At 36.5% G+C, this 26,239-nt stretch carries 27 protein-coding genes; 25 read left to right on the top strand and 2 right to left on the bottom strand.

The features are described 5' to 3' along the window. The first annotated feature begins 96 nt into the window (after positions 1–96). From ybiA to AC3FI7_RS16075, 17 genes are all read left to right on the top strand, one after another. Positions 97–639, top strand: coding sequence for a riboflavin biosynthesis intermediates N-glycosidase (gene ybiA, locus AC3FI7_RS16155; RefSeq protein WP_343660596.1), 543 nt, complete (start codon positions 97–99; stop codon positions 637–639). A gap of 28 nt (positions 640–667) precedes the next feature. Then, the gene (locus AC3FI7_RS16150) at positions 668–1,222 is read left to right on the top strand and encodes a 2OG-Fe(II) oxygenase (protein ID WP_491460504.1); all 555 of its coding nucleotides are present in this window, start codon (positions 668–670) and stop codon (positions 1,220–1,222) included. Next, entirely contained in the window at positions 1,219–1,623 is a 405-nt protein-coding gene (locus tag AC3FI7_RS16145; RefSeq protein ID WP_491460503.1) for a hypothetical protein, read from the top strand. The genes AC3FI7_RS16150 and AC3FI7_RS16145 overlap by 4 nt, the downstream gene beginning before the upstream one ends. 50 nt (positions 1,624–1,673) lie before the next feature. Next, the gene (locus AC3FI7_RS16140) at positions 1,674–2,009 is read left to right on the top strand and encodes a hypothetical protein (RefSeq protein WP_034693999.1); all 336 of its coding nucleotides are present in this window, start codon (positions 1,674–1,676) and stop codon (positions 2,007–2,009) included. A gap of 2 nt (positions 2,010–2,011) precedes the next feature. After that, a complete protein-coding gene (locus AC3FI7_RS16135) occupies positions 2,012–2,866 on the top strand; it encodes a hypothetical protein (protein ID WP_491460502.1) in 855 nt (284 codons plus the stop codon). A 64-nt stretch (positions 2,867–2,930) separates the two neighbouring features. Further along, positions 2,931–4,001 (top strand): adenylosuccinate synthetase, encoded by a 1,071-nt coding sequence (locus tag AC3FI7_RS16130; RefSeq protein ID WP_491460501.1) that lies wholly within the window; start codon positions 2,931–2,933, stop codon positions 3,999–4,001. Between the two features lie 92 nt (positions 4,002–4,093). Further along, positions 4,094–4,564, top strand: a complete 471-nt coding sequence (locus tag AC3FI7_RS16125; RefSeq protein WP_491460500.1) for a macro domain-containing protein — start codon at positions 4,094–4,096, stop codon at positions 4,562–4,564. Between the two features lie 11 nt (positions 4,565–4,575). Further along, on the top strand, positions 4,576–5,169 hold the full coding sequence (locus AC3FI7_RS16120) for a DUF4291 domain-containing protein (protein WP_491460499.1): 594 nt from the start codon (positions 4,576–4,578) through the stop codon (positions 5,167–5,169). A 14-nt stretch (positions 5,170–5,183) separates the two neighbouring features. Beyond that, positions 5,184–6,416 carry a TIGR02452 family protein gene (locus AC3FI7_RS16115; RefSeq protein ID WP_491460498.1) on the top strand — a complete coding sequence of 411 codons (1,233 nt, stop codon included), beginning with the start codon at positions 5,184–5,186 and terminating at the stop codon, positions 6,414–6,416. Next, a complete protein-coding gene (locus AC3FI7_RS16110) occupies positions 6,413–6,922 on the top strand; it encodes an O-acetyl-ADP-ribose deacetylase (protein WP_343660606.1) in 510 nt (169 codons plus the stop codon). The genes AC3FI7_RS16115 and AC3FI7_RS16110 overlap by 4 nt, the downstream gene beginning before the upstream one ends. Continuing rightward, entirely contained in the window at positions 6,919–7,503 is a 585-nt protein-coding gene (locus AC3FI7_RS16105) for a hypothetical protein (protein ID WP_343660607.1), read from the top strand. Before AC3FI7_RS16110 ends, AC3FI7_RS16105 begins: the two co-directional genes overlap by 4 nt. After that, a complete protein-coding gene (locus AC3FI7_RS16100; protein WP_142723604.1) occupies positions 7,500–8,186 on the top strand; it encodes an SIR2 family NAD-dependent protein deacylase in 687 nt (228 codons plus the stop codon). Before AC3FI7_RS16105 ends, AC3FI7_RS16100 begins: the two co-directional genes overlap by 4 nt. Next, positions 8,186–9,142, top strand: a complete 957-nt coding sequence (locus AC3FI7_RS16095) for an ADP-ribosylglycohydrolase family protein (RefSeq protein WP_491460497.1) — start codon at positions 8,186–8,188, stop codon at positions 9,140–9,142. The genes AC3FI7_RS16100 and AC3FI7_RS16095 overlap by 1 nt, the downstream gene beginning before the upstream one ends. Before the next feature lie 91 nt (positions 9,143–9,233). Next, the gene (locus AC3FI7_RS16090; protein WP_491460496.1) at positions 9,234–10,205 is read left to right on the top strand and encodes a hypothetical protein; all 972 of its coding nucleotides are present in this window, start codon (positions 9,234–9,236) and stop codon (positions 10,203–10,205) included. Next, the gene (locus AC3FI7_RS16085) at positions 10,202–10,744 is read left to right on the top strand and encodes an RNA 2'-phosphotransferase (protein WP_343660612.1); all 543 of its coding nucleotides are present in this window, start codon (positions 10,202–10,204) and stop codon (positions 10,742–10,744) included. The genes AC3FI7_RS16090 and AC3FI7_RS16085 overlap by 4 nt, the downstream gene beginning before the upstream one ends. Position 10,745: 1 nt before the next feature. Then, positions 10,746–11,474 (top strand): metallophosphoesterase family protein, encoded by a 729-nt coding sequence (locus AC3FI7_RS16080; protein ID WP_343660614.1) that lies wholly within the window; start codon positions 10,746–10,748, stop codon positions 11,472–11,474. A gap of 154 nt (positions 11,475–11,628) precedes the next feature. After that, a complete protein-coding gene (locus tag AC3FI7_RS16075; RefSeq protein ID WP_343660615.1) occupies positions 11,629–13,353 on the top strand; it encodes a M14 family metallopeptidase in 1,725 nt (574 codons plus the stop codon). Between the two features lie 57 nt (positions 13,354–13,410). Here the strand turns inward: AC3FI7_RS16075 and AC3FI7_RS16070 are convergent, their stop codons facing one another. Next, complete coding sequence (locus tag AC3FI7_RS16070) at positions 13,411–14,292, bottom strand: cupin-like domain-containing protein (protein ID WP_343660616.1); 882 nt, start codon at positions 14,290–14,292, stop codon at positions 13,411–13,413. Positions 14,293–14,740: 448 nt separating this feature from the next. Here AC3FI7_RS16070 and AC3FI7_RS16065 point away from each other — a divergent pair, with 448 nt between their 5' ends. Next, positions 14,741–17,452 carry a carboxypeptidase regulatory-like domain-containing protein gene (locus AC3FI7_RS16065; RefSeq protein ID WP_142723612.1) on the top strand — a complete coding sequence of 904 codons (2,712 nt, stop codon included), beginning with the start codon at positions 14,741–14,743 and terminating at the stop codon, positions 17,450–17,452. Positions 17,453–17,509: 57 nt separating this feature from the next. Here AC3FI7_RS16065 and AC3FI7_RS16060 read toward each other — a convergent pair whose 3' ends face one another. Then, complete coding sequence (locus tag AC3FI7_RS16060) at positions 17,510–18,007, bottom strand: DinB family protein (protein WP_142723613.1); 498 nt, start codon at positions 18,005–18,007, stop codon at positions 17,510–17,512. A 182-nt stretch (positions 18,008–18,189) separates the two neighbouring features. Between AC3FI7_RS16060 and AC3FI7_RS16055 the strand changes: the two genes are divergently transcribed. The 7 genes from AC3FI7_RS16055 (at position 18,190) to AC3FI7_RS16025 (ending at position 26,122) form a co-directional block, all read left to right on the top strand. Further along, the gene (locus tag AC3FI7_RS16055) at positions 18,190–19,089 is read left to right on the top strand and encodes a GLPGLI family protein (RefSeq protein ID WP_291900557.1); all 900 of its coding nucleotides are present in this window, start codon (positions 18,190–18,192) and stop codon (positions 19,087–19,089) included. A gap of 181 nt (positions 19,090–19,270) precedes the next feature. Continuing rightward, entirely contained in the window at positions 19,271–19,477 is a 207-nt protein-coding gene (locus tag AC3FI7_RS16050) for a FeoA family protein (RefSeq protein WP_491462099.1), read from the top strand. After that, positions 19,477–21,510, top strand: a complete 2,034-nt coding sequence (gene feoB / locus AC3FI7_RS16045; RefSeq protein WP_142723616.1) for a ferrous iron transport protein B — start codon at positions 19,477–19,479, stop codon at positions 21,508–21,510. The genes AC3FI7_RS16050 and feoB overlap by 1 nt, the downstream gene beginning before the upstream one ends. Before the next feature lie 217 nt (positions 21,511–21,727). Then, a complete protein-coding gene (locus AC3FI7_RS16040; RefSeq protein ID WP_491460495.1) occupies positions 21,728–22,744 on the top strand; it encodes a DUF4421 family protein in 1,017 nt (338 codons plus the stop codon). Positions 22,745–22,812: 68 nt separating this feature from the next. Continuing rightward, positions 22,813–24,195 carry a phosphoglucosamine mutase gene (gene glmM / locus AC3FI7_RS16035; protein WP_142723618.1) on the top strand — a complete coding sequence of 461 codons (1,383 nt, stop codon included), beginning with the start codon at positions 22,813–22,815 and terminating at the stop codon, positions 24,193–24,195. 6 nt (positions 24,196–24,201) lie between these two features. Then, a complete protein-coding gene (locus AC3FI7_RS16030; protein WP_491460494.1) occupies positions 24,202–24,825 on the top strand; it encodes a Crp/Fnr family transcriptional regulator in 624 nt (207 codons plus the stop codon). A gap of 328 nt (positions 24,826–25,153) precedes the next feature. Then, positions 25,154–26,122 carry a quinone oxidoreductase family protein gene (locus AC3FI7_RS16025; protein ID WP_343660625.1) on the top strand — a complete coding sequence of 323 codons (969 nt, stop codon included), beginning with the start codon at positions 25,154–25,156 and terminating at the stop codon, positions 26,120–26,122. Positions 26,123–26,239: the final 117 nt, after the last annotated feature.

The raw sequence follows: 26,239 nt of genomic DNA, 5'->3' as shown, positions 1-26,239 counted from the left end.
AAATCAATTTATTATATTTATTAGCGTAAAATTAACACAAATAAATTTGGTGCAAAGACTGATATTATTTTAAATTTGTGTCAAAATAACGCAATCATGAAATACACCATACAAAATATTACAGAACGCTTTCAAAAAAAGGAAAAGATAAAATATCTCTTTTTCTGGGGGCACACGGCAAAGGATATTGTGACCAAATCATGCTTCAGCCAATGGTTTCCCGGAAAATTTGAAGAAAACGGGATCATCTATAAGACTGCAGAACATTATATGATGGCAGGGAAGGCCAGATTATTTAATGACCCTGAAACAGAAGAGGAAATTTTAAAGGCAAATACTCCTAATCAGGCAAAAGCCTTAGGCAGGAAAGTAAAAAACTTTGACCCGAAACGCTGGGATGAACATAAATATGAAATTGTAACCCAGGGAAATCTTTTAAAATTCTCGCAAAATCAGAAATTTAAAGACTTTCTTTTATCAACTGGAGATAAAGTTCTGGTAGAGGCAAGTCCTTATGACAGAATCTGGGGTATCGGAATGCTGGAAACGGATAGCAGAGCAGAAAATCCATTACTATGGAACGGAGAAAACCTGTTAGGATTTGCTTTGATGGAAGTAAGGGATGAATTAAGAAGGTAAAAACACAATCAGGCACAAAATAGGAATTATGGAAAAAATAGAACTGCACCCACAGATATTTCTGATTGAAGATTTTCTGACCGAAGCAGAATGTGATCATTATATCAGTCTTTCGCAGGAGAAAGTTTTTGAAGAGGCCAAGATCAATGTATTCGGACGCCAGCAGATGAATAAAGGAATCAGAAATAATGACCGATTGATGATCTTTAATACAACAATTGCTGAAGAGCTTTTTAACAAGGCTGTAGAGTTTCTGCCTCAGAAACAGGATGGATATCAGATTCTTAACTTTAATGAAATGCTCAGGATTTATAAATATGCGTCCGGACAGCAGTTTAAAATGCACAGAGATGGAAGTTACATACGGAATGAAAATGAAAAAAGCTTTTACACCTTTATGATTTATCTGAATGATGATTTTGAAGGTGGAGAAACAGAATTTGAGAACTTATTTACTGTAGCTCCAAAGAAAGGAACCGCTCTTATTTTTTATCATCCCCTGAGACATGAAGGAAAGACTTTGATCAGCGGGCAGAAATATGTGTTGAGAACAGATGTAATGTATTTAAGAAAAAGACCATGAAAAAGATATATGTTTTTGGGAACGGAAATATATCGTGGGATAATTTCCATCAGTTTTATATAGAACCTATCAAACAATTTGATTGGTCAAAGTGCGAATTTCTTATCGGAGATTTTAATGGTACAGATACCTTAATGATGGAATTTTTAAAAGATAAGACCTCTAATGTTACCATACTTCATATAGGAGAGAAACCTAGATATTTCGTAAATAGATTCAATTTTCAGGCTGGAAATTGGAAAACAATTGGAGGATTTCAGACGGATAAAGAAAGAGATCAATATGCCATGACAATGTGCACTCATTTCTTAGGCATTGATTTCAATTCTGATGAGAGAAGGAAAAGCGGAACTCTGCAGAACATTAAAGCATGCTTTGATTTAGGAAAAATAAAAATATAAAACTATGCTTTCTCTTTTTTGCGTAATAATAACACAAAAGGATATTAATTATGGAAGATGAATTAAAACCCAGATTTATCGAATCATTACAAAGAAATAATGATCAAATCAGAGAAGACCGGGCAAGAATCATCGGAGCAGATTCCGAATTGATTTACAGACGGAGAGTTGAAGATATCGAATTAAAAATTAAAAGACTCGAGCGTGAACAGGAAGGGCTTATTGATATCAGTCCTTTAGACAGAAACAGTCTGACTTTTGCGGATTTCAATCCCGAAGCATTCGTTCAGAAAGACATGGAATTATCATTAACAATCAGAAATCTGAATATTCAGCTTGAAGTTACCCAAAAGAGATTTGAATATTTATTTGGAAAAACACTGTAGTCATGGGAAGTACAAGATACGATTTAGACGCTCGTTATGACAGAGCAAGAAAAGCAGGTTACGGAACCAAATCCGCGGGTGAGATTTTTACCCAGAATGCCAAAAGAATGGCTCATGAATCCATGAATCCTCACGGAATTTCTTTCAGGGAATCCAGAGACTCAGAAGTTCACCCTAACTCGGTTCCGATTATTTTAGGGCTGGATGTTACCGGAAGTATGGGGCATATTCCTCATGAACTGATCAGAGATGGATTGCCTAAGCTGATGGGCGGAATTATTCAGGGAGGCGTTCCCGATCCGGCCTTATTGTTCCTTGGAATCGGGGATCATGAATGTGATGGCTACCCACTTCAGGTAGGGCAGTTTGAATCCGGAGATGCAGAACTGGATATGTGGCTTACGCGCACTTATATTGAGTCAGGCGGTGGCGGAAATGCTGGTGAAAGCTATCTGTTAGCATGGTATTTTGCTGCATTTCATACGAGAACAGATGCTTTTGAAAAAAGAGGTCAGAAAGGATTACTGTTTACTGTAGGTGATGAACCTTGTTTAAAAACACTTTCCGCATCTGCTATCAGGGAAATTATGGGAAAAGGGCAGCAAACCTACACCCATTCTGAGCTGTTGGAAGAGGCAAAGAAAAAATATGAAGTATACCACATCAGTGTTTTGCATTCCGATCAGGCATTGAGAGCGGACAGGGGCTGGAAAGAATTATTAGGACAAAATTGTGTATCTATAACAGATCACAGAGAAATTCCGAATGTTATTAAAAACATTATCTGTGATAAGTTTAAAAATCAAAGTTTCGGAACAACGGGAACAGGAGGGTTAGATCAGTTTCAAATGCTTTAAAAATCTGTCAATGTCATGAGCAAATAGGAATGACAGAGACAAAAGATTAAAAAAAATAAAAGTCATGAAAAAGGCACAAATAGTAATAGGACTTGGTTTTGGTGATGAAGGAAAAGGAATTACTACAGATTTCCTGGCTTCTCAGAATCCGGAGACCATTGTGATCAGGTTTTCCGGAGGCCAGCAGGCAGCACATACCGTGATGATTGATGATAGAAAACATGTGCATTCCAGTTTTGCGAGTGGTGCACTTCGTGGTCTGCCTTCTTATTTCACGGAGCATTGTACCATCCATCCGGTTTTTCTGCTCAATGAAAGAGAAGAATTAAAAGCAAAGAATGGAAATATTGAGGTCCATATTCATCCACTGGCGAAAGTTACGACTCCTTTTGATGTATGGCAGAACAGAACGAATGCAAGAAACCTCGAACACGGAACCTGCGGAAAAGGAGTAGGAGCCACCATGAAAAGAAATGAAAGTCCCTATAAACTGTTTGCTATAGACCTGATTTCACCCGGAGAAATGCTGATGGAAAAGCTGAAAGGAATAGCCTATTATTATGGCTTTACAGATGAAAACGAAATTAGTGAACTTTTACAGCCTTTTTTAGAAGCTATTGATAGTATTGATTGGAGAATAAATGATTATACCTGGTTGGCTTCATTCAATCACCTTATTTTTGAAGGAAGCCAGGGTATTTTACTCGATATGGATCACGGTGTTTTTCCCAATGTGACCTATGCTCATACCACTTCAAAAAATGCCTACGAAATCTGTAAGCTTTTAAAAATTGAAGACATTGAAATGTATTATGTCACCAGAACCTATGCAACCCGACACGGAAACGGCTGGATGAGCAATGAAAAAGAAATGAACCTGAGACACAATGAAGAAGAAACCTGTACATTTAATGAGTATCAGAAAGAATTCAGAACCGGGGAAATAGATTACAAACTGCTTAATTATGCCTTAAAGCTGGATGGAGCATATGTATTTCCGACTAAAAAGAATTTAGTTGTTACCTGTCTGGATCAGATTGATGAGCAATTTAAATTAGAAAACTTGAGTGTTGAATTTAATGCTGTTTACGGATCCTATTCTCCGTATTCAAAAGATTTTAAAAAGATTTTTTAATTTCAAAAGGGAATCAGGAATAAGATAAAAAAGCATTAGTTTTATATCGAATGATAGGATAGAGAATGATTAATGATTGAGAAATAATAACCATGAAAATAATACAATATATAAAAGGAGATGCTACCCGTCCCAATGCCGAAGGAAATATAATAATTGCTCATATCTGCAATGATATAGGAGGCTGGGGAAAGGGATTTGTCACTGCCATTTCCAGAAGATGGAAACAACCGGAAAAAGAATACAGAGAGTGGTTTAGAAACAATAAAAATTTTAATCTTGGAGAAATCCAGATCGTTCAGACAGAGGATGATATCTGGGTATGCAATATGATTGCTCAGCATAAAATTATCACTCATTCAGAAGTTCCACCTATCAGATATGATGCTGTAGAAGAGTGTTTATTAAAGCTCGCGCATGAAGCTATCCAACAAAAAGCTTCGGTGCATATGCCGAGAATCGGATGTGGACTGGCAGGAGGGAAATGGGAGGAGATAGAACCTGTTATTGAAAGAGCACTGCTTGCAAAGAATGTGGAGGTGTATGTATATGACTTTGAATAAATTAACAAGCAATGAAAGAATTTGAAATAAGAGCAGACTATAAAAATGATACTCTCATCGTTTACCAGGCTTATAATAAAGCCATTGCACAATCAGCTGTGGAGCATCAGAAATTTACTGCTCCGTTTTCGTTCAACAGGATGACCTGGATAAAGCCTTCTTTTCTCTGGATGATGGAACGGAGCAACTATGGACAGAAATCCAATCAGGAATGTACTCTGGCAATACATATTAAAAGAGAAGCCTGGGAAAAGGCTTTGGGCAAAGCGATTCTTACTTCACCAGAAAAAAGAGTCTATCCCGATCCCCGAAATTGGGAAAAAGATTTTGAAAATGCTGAGATTTATGTGCAGTGGGATCCTGAAAGGAATATTAAAGGGACAAAACTGAATTACCGTTCCATTCAGGTCGGGATTAGCCGGTCGATGATTGAGGAATTCAATGAAGAATGGATTGTAAAAATAGAGGATTATACTCCTTTGGTTAAGAAAATCCTGAATCTTACCAAATCGGGAGAATTTGACAAGGCAAAGAAACTGCTGCCTGTAGAAAAAAACTATCCTCTGTCAGAAGAACTGGCTCACAGAATTGGAGCTTCAGTGTAAAAAAAGAAAACATCATGAAAACAACAACATTATATAGACCAGTAGGAGAAAAAGAAATGATTCTAATCTTAGAAAGCGGATTTAAAGAATTTCCTCCCAGATTAGATTGGCAGCCCATTTTTTATCCGGTTCTTAACGAAGAATATGCTTCTGAGATTGCTGAAAAATGGAATACCAGAGACGAAGCAGGAAACTATCTTGGTTTTGTAACTCAGTTTGACGTATTGGAAGAAGTGGCAAATCAATATCCTGCACAGAATGTTGGAGCCAGGGACCACAATGAATTATGGGTCCCTTCTGAAGAGCTGAAAAGCTTTAATGAGGCGATTGTAGGAGATATCAAGGTAACCAAAGTATTTATAGGAGATGATTTTAAGAAAGCCGGAAATACTGGATTGGAAGAGCTGATGTTGAACATAAAAAAACTAACTATGACCAATAAAGGAATGGCAAAAGATACTTTAGATATCCTTGCTAAAAAATATTATATCAACGAACATAACGAGAAAATAAATATAGAAAACGAGCTGGAAATCAGTAAAAAAGAAACGGTTCTTTTCACTCAGGAACAGCTTTCAGAAATGGCAGAATCCTCAATGCCAGAAAATACTTTCGAAACACAGTTTGAAACAAGAAACTGCAGTTCTTTAAAAGCAATTTTAGAATTGGCTGAAGAAGAAAACCAGGAAAAACTCATGTGTCTGAACTTCGCTTCGGCAAAAAATCCTGGAGGTGGATTTATCAACGGAGCGGAAGCACAGGAAGAAAGTCTGGCAAGAACTTCTGGTTTATATGAAAGCTTACTTCAGGTATGGGATTATTATACAATTCACCGGGCAATGGAATCCTGTTTTTATACGGATACAATGATTTACAGTCCTAAAGTTCCTGTTTTCAGGAAAGATAAGGGAGAGCTGCTTCCTAAGCCTGTTCTGTGTAATTTCATCACGTCTCCGGCAGTCAATGCAGGGGTGGTAAAACGCCAGGAACCGGAAAGGGCACATGAAATTCTTAGTGCAATGGATGTGAGGATGGATAAAATGCTTTCTCTTGCGTTGCATAAAGGAAATGAGGTCTTAATTTTAGGAGCATGGGGCTGTGGAGTATTTAAGAATGATCCAAAAGAAATTGCAGGATTGTTTAAAAAACATTTTCAGGGGAAATATAAGAATAAATTTAAAAGAGTGGTTTTTGCAGTGCTTACCAGGAAAGAAGAAATGCTGAAACCTTTTGAAGAGATACAATGAAAATAGAATTAATAAAAGGTGACATTACACAGATACAAACCGATGCAATTGTCAATGCTGCCAACTCATCCTTACTCGGCGGTGGCGGAGTAGACGGTGCTATTCACAGAGCGGGAGGCCCTCAGATTTTGGAAGAATGTAGAGAAATAAGGAACAGACAGGGCAAATGCAATACTGGTGAAGCTGTAGTAACCGGTGCGGGAAATCTTCCTGCCAAATATGTTATTCATACAGTAGGCCCGGTTTGGAATGGAAATGAAGAAAAAGAATCTAAGCTTCTGGCAGACTGTTATCGTAATTCTTTGAATTTAGCAGAAAGTCTTGGTGTGAAAACCGTTGCTTTTCCTAATATCAGTACAGGAGTCTATAGATTTCCAAAAGATCTCGCAGGAAAAATTGCTGTAGATGAGGTCAGAAAATTTAAGTCAGATATTATTGAGAAAGTTATTTTTGTTTGCTTTGATGATGAAAATGAAATGATTTATAAAGATCTTTTAAAACTGTGAATAAATATAATTTCAGATTTGTAGATCATCCGGAAGATCCTAATATGGGATTGGCAAATGAAGAGATTGCTTTTCTTCAGAAAGAGTTGAATCTGCAGTTTCCTGAAAACTATATTTACTATCTTCAACATGCAGGAAAGAGATCAAATATTTTTCCCGTAGAATGTGATATTGTAAAGTTGAAAAAATATCAAAAACAATTAAAAGACGCTTTGAAAGAAAGAGATATATTGAGTGCGGAAAGTCTTTTTTGTTTCCAATATAATATCGAATATGAACCTCTGGTTGGACAGGATTTTGAAACCTTTTATTTTTTTAATTTATCTGATCCTAAATCTCCTGATCTGTATATTTTTGGAGACTTTATCACAAATTTTGACTGGCTGGGATATGATAAAGAGCTTACGAATAAAGAAAATTTTGTAGATTTTATTAACTATAAAACGGAAGAAAAATTTAGAATAAAAGAAAAAATAAAGATATGGGATATTCTTGTATGGATAATATTAATTCCTGTTTTTATAATCATTTTGATCATTATTGTTTTTCAGAATGTAAAAGAAAAAATTAAAAACCTATGAAAAAGCTAACCATATTAAGCGGTGCCGGAATCAGTGCCGAAAGCGGAATAAAAACCTTCAGAGACGGAGACGGTCTTTGGGAAAATCATAATGTAACGGATGTAGCCAGTCCGGAAGGATGGAGAAAAGACAGAGCGTTGGTCCTGGAGTTTTACAACCAGAGAAGACGCCAGCTTCACGAAGTACAGCCCAACGAAGCGCATCAATTATTGGCAGAACTGGAAAAACATTTTGATGTTCAGATTATTACCCAGAATATTGATGACCTTCACGAAAGAGCAGGATCCACCAACATTCTTCATATCCATGGAGAGCTGTTCAAATCTTGTTCGTGCAACAATAAAAGTCTGATTTATGAGCAAAAAGGGGATATCAATATCGGCGACAAAGCAGAAGATGGAGCGCAGTTAAGACCTTTTATCGTTTGGTTCGGAGAAGATGTTCCTTTATATCAGACGGCAAGAGAAATCGTAAAAGAATCGGATATTTTACTGGTAATAGGAACTTCTCTGCAGGTATATCCGGCAGCCGGGCTGATTCATGATATCAAAGACGACTGTCTTTTAATTGTGATCAACCCTAATGAAACAGGATTTGGTTACGGACAGAGAGCTGTTGTAATGAAAGAAACCGCAACACAGGGAATGAAACTGTTGTTTGATAAACTGGTCAACCTTGCCTGATGGAAAATAAAGTGAAAGCAGGAATTATGGGTGTTTGTATAGGAGACGCTCTTGGGGTTCCGGTGGAATTTAAAAGTAGAGAAGATTTAAAACGTTTTCCGGTAACAAAAATGCTGGAATACATGTCCTGGAACCAGCCCAAAGGAACCTGGAGTGATGACAGCTCTCTTACGCTTTGCCTTGCGGATGAACTTTCCAAAAGATATGATCTGGAAAAAATCGGGCAGAGTTTTGTAAAATGGAATAAATACGGTCACTGGACTGCTCATGGAAGGCTTTTTGACATTGGTGGAACGACAAGACATTCTCTGGCGAGATTAATCAAAGGTGAGAGTGCCCGATTTTCAGGAAATATTTTTGAAGAAGATAACGGAAATGGTTCTTTGATGAGAATCCTTCCCCTTGCTTTTTATCTCGAAAAAGAAGATGATATTCAGAAGTTTTATCTGACGGTAAAAGAGGTTTCCGCAATAACTCACGGGCATTTCCGTTCTGTTTTTGCCTGTTTCATCTATGTGATTTTTGCTATTCAACTGTTGAAAGGGAAGAATAAAAAAGAAGCATATGGGCAAACACAGAATATCACTTTGAAATATGCTGAAGAACAGGGTTTTAATCCAAAAGAAATTGAACTTTTCAACAGGGTTTTAAAAAATGATATTTCCGGATATGCTGAAGATGAAATCAGTAGCGGCGGTTATGTCCTTCACAGCCTGGAAGCCTCTTTATGGTGTTTTTTAAACTCGGAAAGCTATGCTGAAGCGGTTTTAAAAGCAGTCAACCTGGGAGAAGATACAGATACTACCGGAGCAATCACCGGAGGAATAGCCGGAATTTATTACGGATATGAAAATATTCCTCAGGAATGGGTTTCTGAGCTGGTGAGAAAGGATGATATCGAAGAATTGTGCAAAAAATTGGCTAAAAAATTATATCACATTGATAACCCTTTATAAATTTATTTCAGAACAGGAACTGTTTGAAATTGCAACGAATAATTTTAAAAAATTTCCGTCTCATTTCCCATTGTATTTTTATACTAGGAAAATGTCGGAAACAAGTGAAGAACAGTTGCAATTTATTGTAAAGTTTGAAACAGAAGAAAAAAAAATATTGAATCTTACTACGCTTAATGAAGGGAAATTAATTATTGATAATAGTAATAAATTAGATAGGATTAATGGTTTGATTAAAGATAAAATTAAGATAATTGAAATTGGCGGAAAAAACATTGAACTTAGCCAGAATAGCATAAGAATATTGGAGAAAGAAAAAAGGTTCTTCGAATTCAGATTAAAGACCTATCTGCATACCAATAACAGAAAAATTATTGCTTATGATTATTTTGAACAAAATTTTGATGAAAATGATATAACAGAATCAACTGAAGAAGAAATTTCAATTCAATATTATGATGAAAAGCGATCAAGAATAAATACAGTTGAAGAAGCCGTTGATTTTTTAATCAATGAAGAACTGAATGAAGGTCAAATCAATGAAATCAAGAATAAATCACTAGCTTCAAAGTTTGATGATATGGATAGTCTTTTCGGCCTAGGAATGTATCTTAGGAACGTATTCATTTATCCCAATAAAAATGAAAATTTTCTACAATATCTCAATAATTATAATCCACATTATATGGTAAATAGAGGAGAATTTGGAGAAGGTAGTATTGAAGACTTATTATGGAGAAAACTGAATTGCTGTCTGATAACAGATGAAAGTAAAAATAAAATTACGGAACTGAAAAAGGAGCAATATGAAGAGAATTCTTTTTGGAATAACTATATAAAAGAGCAATTGCTTTCATATAATCTTGATGAAGAGGATATCAGATTATATTTAGAAATGGAAGATAAAAAAGATTCTGACGATGAAGATTTTGAACGCAATTATTATGAACAGAAAAGACTTTTGGCAAAAATATCAAACGATGAAAGACTTATTTATAATCAGTTAAGTGAGGACTATTTTAATGTAAGAAATCTTATTGAAAAATTAAAACACCAACCATGAACGAAATAGAAAAGAAAAAAATAAGTAAATTTTTAAGCCTGATCTTACGGCATCAGCCGGAAAGTATAGGACTTACACTGGATGAAAACGGCTGGGCAGATGTTGAAGAGCTGAGAGAAAAATCTGCGAAAAGAAGGATACATTTTACTCCCGAAGAACTGGATGAGGTAGTAGATACCAATAATAAAAAGCGTTTCGCTTTTAATGAAGATAAAACCATGATCAGAGCAAGTCAGGGACACTCTATTGATATTGACCTGGCTTTGGAAGCCAGACAGCCTCCGGAATTTCTGTACCATGGAACAGCAGAAGCCAATATTTCTTCTATTTTAGAAAAAGGAATTGAAAAAAGAACTCGTCAGCATGTACACTTAAGTGCTGATAAAGAGACGGCTGCAAAGGTGGGGATGAGACACGGCAAACCTGTGATTCTTACCATCAGAACCGGAACAATGTATCAGGAAGGATTGTCTTTCTACCAGTCTGCAAATGGAGTATGGCTTACGGATTTTGTTGATGTAAAATATATTTCTAAGTAAAATGAGCCGAACATTAGTAATAGGTGACATTCATGGGGGATTTAAAGCTTTACAGCAGGTTCTCGAAAGAGCAACAGTAACACCTGATGATCAACTGATCTTCCTCGGAGATTATGTAGACGGATGGAGCGAATCTTCCAAAATCATACAGTTTTTAACAGAGCTGTCCCAGCAGCAGGAATGTATTTTCATTAAAGGAAATCATGATGCATGGTGCGAAGACTGGCTTGAAGTGGGACAAAAACCTGATGTGTGGCTTTTCAATGGAGGGAAAAGCACCGTAGAAAGTTATGCAGATTATTCACTTGAAGATTTAGATAGTCATCTCAAATTCTTTCAAAGGATGAAAAATTACCATATTGATGATCAGAATCGACTGTTTATTCATGCCGGATATTCTTCGATGCACGGACCGGAAAAAGAAGTCTATTCCAGCAATTACCGTTGGGATAGAACCCTGTGGGAAACTGCCGTGGCAATGGATAAAAAGCTGTTGAAAAATTCAGCATTATATCCCAAAAGATTGCTTTTGTACACAGAAATATTCATCGGGCATACGCCGACTCTTGATATCGGAATTACAGTTCCGGCCAACAAAGCTAACGTCTGGAATATGGATACCGGAGCAGCTTATACCGGAGCCTTATCCATCATGGATATTAATACTAAAGAATTCTGGCAAAGTGATCCGCTTCCCTCCTTATATCCTAAAGAAAAGGGTAGAAATTAATACTATCAAGAACAAACCTAACAGGTTTTCAAAATCTGTTAGGTTTCTATTTTAAAGTAATTTTGCATTTTCACTTTTTCGCAATTTTGCCTGTCAACACATTCCTATTTCTCACAAAAGATAACTACTTTTAAAGTCTGAAAATATGACTTCAATGAAACTGAAATATCTTTTATTCACGCTAAGCTCTACCTTATTTTTTGCACAGAAATCATTTCAGACCCCTTTTGAAAAAGGAAATGGCAACCAGACCGTTACCTATGATGAAATGAATAGTTATTACCAGGATCTGGCTAAGAATTTTAATACCATTCAGTATCTTAAAAAGGGGGAAGATGATAATGGAAAACCAGTTTATGTTGTCGTTTATAATCCTTTTGCTGAAAAAGACCTTGAAAAATTAAGAAAAACCAAAGCCATTCTCTTTGTGAACAATGGAATTCACCCTGGGGAGCCGGATGGAATAGATGCTACCATGATGCTGATGAGAGATCTTGCCACTAAGAGGATCAAAACTCCGCAGAACTTTATTGTTGCGGCTATTTCCGCTTACAATATCAGTGGAATGCTTAACAGAGGTTCTTACTCCAGAGCCAATCAGAATGGGCCGGAGCAGTATGGTTTCAGAGGAAATGCAAGGAATTATGATCTGAACAGGGACTTCATTAAAGCAGATTCCAAAAATGCCAGAAGCTTTCAGGAAATCTACCAATGGCTGAAACCGGATGTTTTTATTGATAATCATGTCAGTAACGGAGCAGACTATCAGTATACTTTTACTTATATTTCTACCTTTAAAGAACGTCTTGGAAACACTCTTGGAAATTATTTTTATAATGATTATCAGGCTAAAAATCTTGAGGATATGAAAAAACTGGGCTATGAAAGTACTCCTTATGTAAATATTCATGGTGATGTTCCCGAAGTAGGATTTGCGTCATTTGAAGATTCTCCGAGATATTCCACAGGATATGCCTCCCTTTTCAATTCTTTAGGAACCGTTCCCGAAACCCATATGCTGAAGCCTTACGACAAAAGGGTGGATGCTACTTACAAATATATGCTGGTGAATCTGCAGAATTTAGATAAGGACTATCAGAAAATAAAACAGCTTCGCATTGAAAATTTAAAACAGTACCAGGCCGGAAAACAATACGGAATCCGCTGGAAAATTGATTCTACAAAGTTTTCTACGATGGATTTTAAAGGCTACGAAGGGAAATATAAACCAAGTGAAATTTCCGGGAAACCAAGACTGTATTATGACAGAGACAAACCTTTTACAAAAAATATAAAGCTCTTTACAACAGCTGTTCCGACGGGCTATATAACCATTCCGAAATATTATGTGATTCCGCAGTCACAGTACCGTGTGATTGAAGAATTTAAAAGAAATAATATTCAGTTGAAACCGATTCAGAAAGATAGTACTTTGTCCGTTGAATCCTATAAAATCAAAGATTTCAAGACCGTTAAAAATCCTTATGAAGGGCATTATCTGCATTTTGAGACTACTGTGGATACTTTCCGCAAAAACATGGCATTTTCAGCAGGTGATTTTCTGGTTTCTACCAATCAGCCTGGGGTAAAATATATCATAGAAACGCTTGAACCTGAAGCACTAGACTCCTTCTTCAACTGGAATTTCTTTGACGGGATTCTGGCTCAGAAAGAATACTATTCCGCTTATATTTTCGAAGATACAGCTGCAGAACTTCTGAAAAAGGATAAAAAACTGAAAGAGGCTTTCGAAGCCGCTAAGGCGTCTGATAAAAAACTGTCTGAAGATGGAACTGCACAACTGGACTGGATTTACAGGCATTCACCCTATTTTGAAGAAAAGACCTTTAGACAGTATCCTGTTTACAGATTGTTATAAGTAACTGATATTACGGTTTTTAAATTAAAAAGACGTTTCATTTGAAACGTCTTTTTATTATCTTGGTAAGCCTTTTTTTAAGGCTAGCTCAGCTCTTTTAATTGCCATTTTTTCTTTCCAGTCCATATATTTATTTTTAAAATTGGACTTCATAATGTCGTCGAATTTACGCTGTACCGTAAGGTTCCACAGAGAATGTGCCTTTACTGCCCATGATTTGTCCCATGCTCTCAAAGAAATAGAGAAACTTCCGTCCAGATATTTCATCCAGTGCCACCATCCGGTAGGCATGAATAAAGTATCTCCATGCTCAAGATAACATTCAATTCCTTCTACACCATCCAGTGCCGGGAATTTGGTAAAATCAGGATTTTCAATATCATAATCTTCCAGTGCATAGGTTGCATACGGAATCTGGTAAAGCCTTTCTTTCCATTTATAGTCAAAAAGAAGAATATGCTTTCTTCCGTTGAAGTGAGTATGGAAAATATGAGCCATATCAATATCGAAGTGAAGGAACGTTACTGATCCTTTACCTCCAAAGAACATGTTTGGATATTTATCAAGAAAGCCTCCCATTAACTCTTTAGGAGAAATATAATCTTCAAGAAGTTTCGGAGCATATTTTATAGGGTCGAAAAGAAAGATTCTGAGATCAGTAGGCTCTCTTTGTATAAGATCTATATAATCTCCAAACTTCATTTTTGCTGCAGATGCATTGATGGGAGCAGAAGGGTCTGCCTTTGAGCTGTCATATAGCGGGACCTCTACATCTCCTACAACCTCCTTCATATATTCCATCGTCCATTTTTGATAAGCAGGCCATTTTTTTGCCATATTTTTGATGACAACGGGCCTTCTTGGCTTCAGATATTTTTCGTAGAAATCTTCTTTCGAAATGTCATCTACAACATCTATAGGCTTTAAAATAATTCCCATTTTATAAATTTTATGTTACAAAATTATTAAATATATATTGATGTACCAGTGTTTAATTTTTTTTTAATCTATGATTCAAATCAGATTTTACTATCTGGAACAGATAAAAATATTAAAATTTCTATTACCGTTAAACATGTTCCTTTGTTACTCAATAAGACAAAATGCCTATAGATTTTGTTACAGATTTTAAAAAAATAGAAAGACACCCATTTTTGAGGAATTGATATGCCAAATACAGTTTTTAAGAAAAAATAATCAGTTGAGTCAATTTTATAACTTGTCCATAATTGATTTTAAATAAGGATGTTACTTTAAAAGCTGAAAATTGTAAAAAAATATAACTATGTTTGTAGTGATAAAGGTTTAACTTTTATCTATAAAATTCATCTTTATAAAAAGTGTAACAAAAAACAATATCCATTAACTAATTGAGCAAATAATAAGTATGAAAAAAAATATTTCCTTATTTCTGATGCTTTTCTTTACGGTGCTTACTTTCGCCCAGAAAACGATCTCAGGAAAGATCACGGATGATGATGGGGTAGCAATACCAAGTGCCAGCGTTACGATAGAAGAGCCGGGGAAAGATGCCATTCTGGCTTATGCTATTACCAATGCCAAGGGAGAGTACAAGGTAACATTTACTTCTGCAGAATCCAATGTGGATCTTAAGGTGAAAGCATTTAATCAGAAACCTCTTACAAAACAGATCAGTAACAGTGATCAGACCCTGAATTTCAAAATGCAGTCGGAAGCTACAGAAATCAAAGAAGTACAGCTGAAAACGAAAATGATCACAGCAAGAGGAGATACCATTTCTTATGATCTTAAAGCATTCAACAGTAAAAATGACAGAACTCTTGCGGATGTAATGAAAAAAATTCCGGGGATTGAAGTGAACAACGATGGTACGATCCTTTACCAGGGGAATGCCATCAATAAATTCTATGTCAACGGAAAAGACCTTATGGAAGGTGGTTATGGCACTATCAACAACTCTCTTCCCAAAGATGCAGTACAGAAAGTAGAAGTTCTGGAAAATCACCAGCCGGTAAAAATCCTTCAGGATAAAGTGCCTTCAGATCAGGCGGCTATCAATATCAAGCTAAAGAACTCTGTAACCATGACGGGAAGAGGAGAAGTAGGAACCGGATTTGGAGACCCGTGGCTCTGGAATGTAAAGCTGACCCCAATGTTTTTCGGACAGAAAAGCCAATGGGTAGTCAATTATAAAACCAATAACATGGGTGAGCAGGTGGAAAATGAAGGAAATATCCTGGCATTCGGGAGCTCATGGGAAGGAAGAAGAAGTAATATTTCTCAAAATAACTGGTTGAATGTAGAGAATGCAGAGACCCCTAACCTTCCGGTAAAAAGATATTTAATGAACAGTGTTCATTACCTTTCTGCAAATTACCTTACCAACATTGATAAAAAGAAAGAATGGGAGCTTAAGGCCAATGCAAACTACACTAATAACGCAGTGGAAAGAGAATCAAACAGTATTACCAGAGATATCCAGCAGGGAACGCAATACACAACAAGGTTCCTGAATAATTTTTATACGGATAAACTAAAAGGAGAATTGATCTTTACAAAAAACGCTAAAAAGGGATTCTTTAAAAATACGACTACATTTTCACAGTTTTGGAATGGAGATAGGGCTTTTGCAGAAAGAAATGATAAAAATGGTTACAGGATAGGAAATGAAGCTTTGGAATCACCCACAACATCTTTCCAGAACTCTCTGAGTACCATTATTCCATGGAAGGAAAAAATGGTAAATTTTAAATCTTATATCAGCTATCAGAATGATAAGCAGACCCTAGAAATTTCTCCAGCCGATTATTTGCAGTTTCCTTACAAAGAAACAAATAGTACAGATTTAACTACGATTAAATTTACGCCAGGAAGCACAGCTTTGCAATATTTCAGAATTAAATCTTTAGATACTTCGCATTCTGCAAATATAAGTTTCTCTTCTAAGGGTTGGACTTTTACACCGCAAGTAGGACTCGACTTTTCAACAGATAAACTGATAACAAATTTCGATGGAAGCACAGTTAATGATAAACCAGACTTTGCAACATTAAACTACGAAAATGATTTGAAATTTACGAGAATCAATCCATCTGCTTCGGTGGGAATTAATTATAAATCTGAATCATGGAGCTTATTTTCAAGTTTCCCTGTTAATTTTAATAATATCAAAGCTGAAGATGCTTTCAGAAATGTTTCGAAATCTTTGAGCAAAGTAACATTTACTCCTAATATTTTTGCACAATATTCATTTGCTTCATTCTTCAAAGCCAGCGTGAATGGAGGAATCAGTAACAATTTTGGAGATATTCAAACAGCTTATGCCGGATATATTTTAATAAGTCCAGGTGGATTTAATAAAATGAACCCTAAAAATCCAATACCTGAAACCAATACAAAAAATGGAGGATTACGATTGGAATACAGAAATCCGCTGAATAATCTATTTTTTAATGTAGGCTATAGGCTAAGTGATACAAAAAATAACCTTTTGGCTTCAAGCATAGTTAACGAATCAGGATTTAGTGAAATTGAATATATAGAAAAAGAAAACAAAAGAACAAACAACAGTTTATATGCAGAAATTGGAAAATATTTTCCGAAATTTAAGACGAATGCATCATTCAGCTATAATAATAGCATCTCAAAATCTCAATCAATAAGAAATACAGATCTTATTGATACTAAAACTAATGGTAATACATTAGGATTTAAATTCAATAATACCTACTTCTCGTGGATGAGCGTTGATTTCAATATGACCAAATCATGGAATAAGCAAAGTAATGACATCATCCAGGCTGACCTTGGTAAAACTGAGGGGTATACCCATAATTTAAATGTATTTTTCTATCCTTTGGAAAATCATACTATTGGTTTTTACTGGGATCAGATCAATTCAAAATTAGGGCAAACAAAATTGAACAATGGTTTTTTTGATGTTTCTTACCAATTCAGCTGGTCTAAGAAAAAAGTCGATTTTGAATTAAAATGGATGAATATTGCAGACAGAAAAGTATTTGAAAAAATAAATGTTGGGGATGCAACTATTGCCCAGACAACTATGCAACTCCGCCCTAGCCAAGTGATGTTTACTGTAAAATTCAACTTTAAATAAAATAAAAACCAATCCATCCGGATTGGTTTTTTGTTGAGATATACTTAAATATTAAAATTAAAAACTTTGCTGGTCTGCTGAAGGCCCATAGCTTCCCGGCAAAGGAATGTTGTTCAGTCTGTAATACACTCCCAGTTGAGCCCTGTGATGGGTAATCTGGTTCAAAGCATGTCGTATTGCCCCGTATTTGCTCCAGCTTGCCAGTTCATGGCCGTCATTTTTAATGGTCCAGCTTGGATTCAGATCTTCTTCGTTGCTGCTTTCCAGGGCTGTTTTTGCTGACTGATAATCTTCCTCCAGTTTTTTCATGAGATCAGCTTTTGTAGAAAGAACGGTAGGTTTATAGTCTCCTTTGGCAAAATCCAGTTCAGACGTTTTTAAAATAGTGTTAGGCCATTCAAAAACTTCTACCAGGTGGGTGGCAAGAGGCATCATTTTCATGCTTTTTTCATGGGGAGCATAATCGTTTTTCCCTTCAGGGAACAGTTCAATAAATTTTTTTGTGGTTTGGAACTCTCCCTCCAGTTCGGATTTTAATTGAGATAAGGTATCCATAATATTTTGTTTTTTAGAAACTTAAAGATAAGCGTTTTGAAAATGAAAATGTTTTAAGAGAATCATAATTTTTCAGTCATCAGAGATTTGAAAACACAGAATATTTTTAGTAAAAAATAAAATTTCAAAAAAAATGTAACAAAAGAAGACATATGATTACTAATTATATAAACTTGTTTACAATGAAAAAGTTATTGTCCGTATTTCTTATCGCTCTTTTTGCTTTTGCAGGAGCTCAGGAATCAAAGGAAACAGCCAACCGTTTCTTCTATGAACTGACTTTTAAACCGAAGAAAGATTCGGCAAAATTGGATAAAATAATAACCATTCTTGATATCACACCAAAGAAATCAATCTACCAGGATTATACCATGCCAGCCCAGGATTCTATCATTAAAGTACAGATAGAAGAAATGGAGAAGACCAAATCTTTTAAGGACATGACTAAGCTTATTAAATGGCCGAAGTTTTCCTATAAAATCATTAAAACTTATCCGGATATGAAGGTTCAGTATGTAGACAGAATCAGCAGAAACCTTTTCTCATACGAGGATGATCCTAAATTACAATGGAGTATTTTGCCGGATAAACAAAAAATAGGAGAATATAATGCTCAAAAAGCGACTACAGAATTTGGTGGCAGAAAATGGACAGCATGGTTCAGTTCAGATATTCCTTTCCAGGATGGACCTTATAAGTTTAAAGGACTTCCAGGACTGATAGTAAAAATTGAAGATGCGGATAAAAACTATTCATGGCAGCTGAGCGGAAATAAGAAGATCGAAAACTATGATGAACTGTCATACGCAGACAAGATCAATGCTAAGATGGGAATGACGAGCAATACGGTAACTCCTACTTCTAAGGAAAAATTTCTGAAGTCTTATGAAGGGTACAAAGCAGATCCATTTGCTGAATCCCGTCCATATATGACTCCGGAAAATATGAGCAGACCAATGCCGGGAACAGACGGAACTGTAGGTGATTTCATGAAAAGACTGGAAAAACAGGTAAAAGATTTCTTTGGGTCTAATGATAATCCAATAGAAAAAGATCAGCCTTCTGACAAGAAGAAAAAATAAGACTTCATATCAACTAAATTATATTTCGAATCACCCCAGATACAGCAATGTGTTTGGGGTGATTTCTTTTATGTTAAAACGTTATTTAGATTAAATTTAAATAACGTATATTTGCAGGACTAAAAATCAGGCTTTGAACGAGAAAGGTTTACATAAATTAAGTGGATTCCCTAAAAACAAAATGGGGAAGATATTGGGATATGATAATGACCATCTGAAAATGCCCAATAAAATCATTGAAATGGGGCTTCTTCCGGAGACTGTTTTCAGGGTTTTGTATCAGGCACCCTTCAGCGGGCCTATGTATGTGGAATTTGGAACAGAGAAAAGCAGGATTGCTCTTCGTGAGGAAGAAGGCGATTACATCATTGTTGAAGAATTGAATTAATGCAGGAAAACAAAAGAAAACAGGTACTTTTAGTCGGAAATCCTAATGTAGGAAAGTCAACGGTTTTCAATACGCTTTGCAACAAAAAGCAGAAGACCGGAAACTATGCCGGCGTTACCGTTGCCAGTCATTCGGGGAACTATGTTTATAATAATGAGGAGGTTGAAGTCATTGATCTTCCAGGTTCCTACAGTGTATATCCGAGTTCAGAAGATGAAGCTATTTTTTCCAAATATCTGCTTGATGAGCAGAAAAACTATGCAGGAGTTGTTTATATTCTTGAAGCACTAAGTTTAAAAAGAGGGCTGCTTCTGTTTCAGCAGATTCAGGACCTTGGAATTCCGATGATTTTGATTGTCAATCAGATTGACCAGGCAGAAAGAAGAGGAATTACTATCGATATTCAGAAGTTTTCTGAAGCATTGGGCATTAAAATTATTCAGACCAATGCCAAAGAACAGATTGGGATTGATGAAGTAAGAAAAGCTGTTTATAACAATGAATTTGTAAAAGCAGATAAAGTTTCTTTTGAAACACCGAACGAGCATCGTGATTTTATTCAGAAATTGGCTGCTCATAAAGGTTTCGACAACGAATACAAAGCGTGGATGAGCCTTTCATTAGGAACAGACCTGGGAAGAATAGGATCTGTCCTGGAACAGCTTAACGAACCTGATGCGAAAAGCCTGGTTCCAAAGAGATTACAGGTTCAGGAAACCGTAAGAAGATATCAGAATGTAGACAGAATACTGGCTGATGTTATTTCTAAAAAAGCCCAGTTCAAGGAATTACTGACCGAAAAGCTGGATAAGGTTTTAGTGCATAAATTCTGGGGGTATGTTGTCTTTTTAGCTATTTTACTGATTATTTTCCAAAGTGTTTTCTTCCTTGCAGAATATCCGATGAGCTGGATTGAAAGTACTTTCTCATGGCTGGCGGCATTTACCGGGGAACATCTTCCTGAAGGACCGGTTAATTCTTTGATCTCAAACGGGATTATTCCGGGAATAGGCGGAATTGTTGTTTTTGCGCCGCAGATCGGAATTCTGTTGTATTTTCTTTACCTGTTGGAAGACTCGGGCTATATGGCAAGAGTGGTATTTCTGATGGACAGATTGCTTCGACCGTTCGGACTTAACGGTAAAAGTATTGTTCCGCTTGTATCAGGAACTGCCTGCGCTATCCCGGCGGTGATTTCTACCAGAAACATTGAGAATGTAAAAGAAAGATTGCTGACGATACTGGTAACACCATTTATGACATGTTCAGCGAGGCTTCCTGTATACAGCATTATCATTGGACTGATTATTTCAGAAGGAACATTTTTAGGTATAAAATATAAAGCACTGGTTCTGATGGGAATGTACCTTCTTGGCTTTCTGGTTGCTTTATTCTCAGCTGCTATTCTTAAAAGATTTATTAAAAGTAAAGGAAAAACGTATCTGGTGATGGACCTTCCGGCCTATAAAAAACCACTTTTCGGATATGACTTTAAAATGGTCCTGGGAAAAGTATGGGACTTCATTACCGGAGCCGGAAAAATAATTTTCATTGTCAGTATCATCATCTGGTTCCTGAGCTATTTCGGACCGAGCCAAAAAACGAATGAGTTTGTCGCTACTGACGTTCACCTCGATCATTCTTACCTTGCAAAAATGGGTAAAGGAATAGAACCTGTTATCGCTCCGCTTGGCTACGACTGGAAAATGGGGGTGGGAATCCTTACAAGTTTCGTGGCAAGAGAAGTTTTCGTAGGAACAATGTCTACATTGTACAGCCTGGAAGACGATGCTCCGGAAGTAAAAGTGATTGATAAAATGAGAAGAGATGTAAAGCCCAACGGAGAAAAAGTCTTCAGTTTTGCCACCGGAATTTCGGTTCTTCTTTTCTATGCATTTGCAATGCAGTGTGTTTCTACACTTGCAGTAGTCTACAGAGAAACCAAAAGCTGGAAATGGACCGGATTTCAGGTAGTCATGATGACCGGTTTGGCATATTTTGTGTCGATGATAGTATATCAGATTTTAAAGTAATGGACTCATCATTAATTATTCAATACGTACTTGTTCTGTTTATTGTAGCATTCGCCTGTTACTCTTTATTTAAAGTGCTTAAAAAGAACTTTGCCCCTAAGAAATTCAGTTCCAAAAGAACCAACTGCGATAAAGACTGTGGCTGTTCTTAATATTGGGATGATCCGATAATTGAAAAAAATGTAGTAATTTCATTTTTCTAATGTAAATTATTAATTTGAATTACTTAAAAACAGGATTACTAGTATTATTTTCTTTATTTGCTTTTCTGCTAAAAGCACAGTCAGATACGGCCGGTATCAGGTCTTATGCAGACCAGGTAATGATTCGTGTGAATCTTGATACCAATCTTGAGAACTACGTTTTTTCTGCAGGAGAGGGGAAAGATGCTTTCGAGATGGACCTGTCAATCAATAACAAAACGAAAACTTCTGTTTCAATTGATTATAGAATTATAAGTGCAACAATATCGTTTGCACCCAGGTTTTTAGAGGGAAATAATGATGATGAAATGAAAGGGAAAAGTTCTTATACTGATTTCAGCTTCAGGTTTTTTCCAGGGAGATTCATCCAGAATGTTTATTATAAAAATGTAAAGGGCTTTTATGTAGAAAATATGAAAGACCTGTCCCCTGGCTGGCAGGAAGGAAGAGATCCCTATATTCAGTTTCCGGATTTACGGGTGCAAACCTTTGGAGGTTCCACATCTTATATGCTCAATAAAAATTTTTCAGCAAGAAGTATCTACACTCAGGGAGAGTGGCAGGAAAAAAGCAGTGGAAGCTGGGTTCCGTTTGTGGATTATGACCTTACGGTCTTCAGAAATAAAATTGATGGTGTAAGAAGTAAAGAGATACAATACAATATCGGAGGCAATATGGGGTATTTCTATAATTGGGTGATCGGAAAGAAGGTCAATATTTCACCTTATCTGGCTGTTGGAATTGGAGGAAAATTTTCCAGCTATAGAGATATTCAGAATGGAGGAACCAAAGAAAATGCACAGTATGCTACCATAAGAATGCAGGGAGGCCTTCATATAGGCTATAATACTGACCGGTTTTTATTCGGAGGCAGAATGAATTTTAAAGCCTATTCCTATGATCAGAAAAATAACCAGACGATAGAAAATAATAATCTTTATGGACTGTTATATATTGGGTATCGCTTTGCGCCACCGAAAGTTGTAAAAAATACCTACGATAAAATTCAAAAAAAGATCCCTGTTCTATAAGTTCAATGGTCTTTTAAGTATCTTTGCGCTGGAAAATTTAGAAAGAACAAAATAAAAGTAAAAACATCATGTCATTAATAAAATCTATTTCCGGAATTCGCGGAACCATTGGAGGAAGAGTAAATGATAACCTGACACCGCTGGATGTGGTAAAATTTGCATCCGCATTCGGAACATGGCTTCAGAATAATAAAAACAAAAAAGATCTTACCCTTATCATCGGAAGAGATGCCAGAATCTCCGGTCAGATGGTTTCTTCTTTAGTCACTGCAACATTGCAGGGATTGGGAATTAATGTAATAGACCTTGGCCTTTCTACAACACCAACAGTAGAAGTAATGGTTCCTGAGCTGAATGCCGACGGAGGAATCATCCTTACGGCTTCCCATAACCCAAAACAATGGAACGCCCTTAAGTTATTGAACGAAAAAGGAGAGTTCATCAGTGGTGACAACGGTGCTGAGGTTCTGGCTCTGGCGGAAAGTGAAGACTTTAACTATGCAGAGGTGGATGATCTTGGAAAATATGAAACAAGAGATGATGCTTTTGATATCCATATCCAGCAGATCCTGAATTTACCAATGGTAGATGTGGAAGCAATCAAAGCGAAGAATTTTAAGGTAGTCCTTGATGCTGTCAATTCTACAGGAGGAATTGCGATTCCTATGCTTTTAGATAAACTGGGTTGCGAAACCATCAAATTATACTGTGAACCTACAGGACACTTCCCGCACAATCCTGAACCGTTGAAAGAACATTTGGGTGATATCTGCGAATTGGTGAAAAAAGAAAATGCAGACTTAGGAATTGTCGTGGATCCGGATGTTGACAGACTCGCTTTAATTGATGAAAAAGGAGAAATGTTCGGGGAAGAATACACTCTGGTAGCAGTGGCAGATTACTTATTGAAACATAAAAACGGAGTAGCTGTTTCCAATCTTTCTTCAAGCCGGGCTTTGAGAGACGTGGCACATGCCCACAACTCAGAATACTTTGCAAGTGCTGTAGGAGAAGTAAATGTAGTTACCTTGATGAAAGAGAAAAATGCGGTGATCGGAGGAGAAGGAAACGGAGGAATTATCTATCCTGATTTGCACTTCGGAAGAGATTCTTTAGTAGGGGTAGCCCTATTCCTGACCCATTTAGCCAAAGAAAACAAAACCGTTTCCAAACTAAGAGCAGGATATCCAAGCTATTTCATGGGTAAAAAGAAAATAGAGCTGACTCCGGAGATTGATGTAGATGCTATCTTAAGCAAAATGGAGCAGGAGTATCAGAATGAAGAAGTTTCTACCGTAGATGGTGTCAAAATAGACTTTGAAAATAACTGGGTTCATCTTAGAAAATCTAATACGGAGCCGATCATCAGAATTTATACTGAAGCTAAATCTCAGGAAGAAGCAGATCAGTTAGGTGATGATATCATTGCTAAAATCAAGAGTTTAATTTAAAAATATATGAAGAACGGATGCATTGTCCGTTCTTTTTTTATCATAGAAATGTTTGAACATCTCAAAGAAAATTTTCCTTTCCCTAAAGAAAAGTGGAGAAAATTTCTAGGCAGCTTCGAACGGATGGAAGTTCCTGGTAAAACATTGCTTTTAAAAGAAGGTGAGGTTTCCTGTAATGCCTATTATATTGAAAAGGGTATTGTTAGAGCCTGGTATAATAACGATGGGAAAGACGTTACATTCCAGTTTTTTCTTGAAAACACGATGTTTTCTTCCCTTGAAAGCTTTAAAAAAGGGTTGCCGAGCATGGTTTCATTTGAGACCATAGAATCCTGTATCTTATACAAAATAAGCAAACCTGATGTGGACGCTTTCCTGGAAGAAGTCTATGAAAATCCTGAGCTCAGAGATTTCTTTATGGATGCTCTTTTTGAAAGAATATTTGATTATATGAAGCATTTCTTTTCATTCATTAAAGACACACCGCAGCAACGATATTTAAATCTGATTAAACAAAAACCGGAGATTATCAAAAGAGTTTCCCAACATTATATTGCCTCCTATCTTGGTATTACCACCGTACATCTCAGCAGAATCAAAAGTAAAATATTGAAAGAAAGATTGGAATAAGCGGGAAGCCGGAAGTTTACAAAGAAACTGCATAAATTCTGACTCATCTTAAACGCAATGTTCGCAAAGAATAATAAGTATTGTTAAAAATGTTCGCAAAGGCGTTCCTCTCAGCGATGTTCATTGTTATTTGCTGAATGAAGTGCCCTTGCGAACACATTAATACTTACTCTTATTTCCTGGCGTCCTCTGCGTTTTTAATCTTTTGCCCGTTTATAAACTTCCGGTCTCCTACTTTGGGCTTCCTTTCCCGAAATCCAAAACTGATAACAAATGTTATCGCTCCATAGCGTTCACTCCTCATAATTTTGTATAAAAATTAAAAAGAATGAAAGCAGCAGTAGTATTTGAAAAAGGAAATATTCCTCAATACACCGATTTTCCGGACCCTGAAGTACAGGGAAATGAGATTTTAGTTTCAGTAAAAGCAGCCTCTGTTAAAAATCTGGACAGAGCCAGAGCGGGAGGAAATCATTATTCTACAGATAATCAGGAACATCAGCCAGCCATTATTGGCACAGATGGAGCAGGATATCTGGAAAACGGAGATAAAGTCTATTTTTTCAGCAAAAAAGGAACCGTAGCAGAAAAAGCAGCAGCAGATAAAAAAATGATCATTCCGATTCCTGAAGAACTGGACTTCTCTATAGCAGCAGCATTGCCCAATGCGGTGATGGGATCAGCTATGGCATTAAAATTCAAAGCGGGATTACAGCAGGGGAACACTGTTCTGATCAATGGAGCAACGGGAATTACGGGTAGAATTGCGGTTCAGATTGCCAGGCTATATGGAGCGGGTAAGATTATCGTTACAGGAAGAAATGAAGAATCCCTGCTGGTTCTACGTGAGTTAGGTGCCAGTGAGGTGATTTCTCTCAAGGAGGAAGGTGGTGATTTTAAGCAAAAAATAAAAGAGATCCATAAGGAAACCCCTATAGATATTATTGTGGATTATATCTGGGGACATTCTGTAGAAATGATATTATCTGCCCTTAAGGGAGACGGAAACTTTTCTCATACAACAAAGCTGGTAAACGTAGGAGGAATGAGCGGAGATAACATTCAGCTGTCTTCACAGATTCTGAGAGGAACTGATATTCAGATTTCCGGATCCGGATTAGGAAGCTGGACCAAAGAAGAAACAATGCTTTTGTTTTCAGAAATTATCCCCGGAATTTTTCAGGCAGCCGTAGAGGGAAAAATTAAAATGGAAACACAAGATATTGATATTAAAAATATCGGAACTGTTTGGAATAGTGAGATACAAAGCGGAAAACGCCTGGTCATAAGAATTTAACCCCAATTTCCATTTTTTTATCCACAATCCTTTTATCGGTTTTCTTTTTTTACTATTTTTATAATAGAAATTTATGAAATGGAAAATTCAAAAAAAAGTTGCAACTTTGCATAAATA

The organism is Chryseobacterium sp. TQ-BC-N36, from assembly GCF_058382295.1.
Note: the sequence above shows the minus strand (reverse complement) of the source record. Positions and strands in the feature narration are given on the sequence as shown.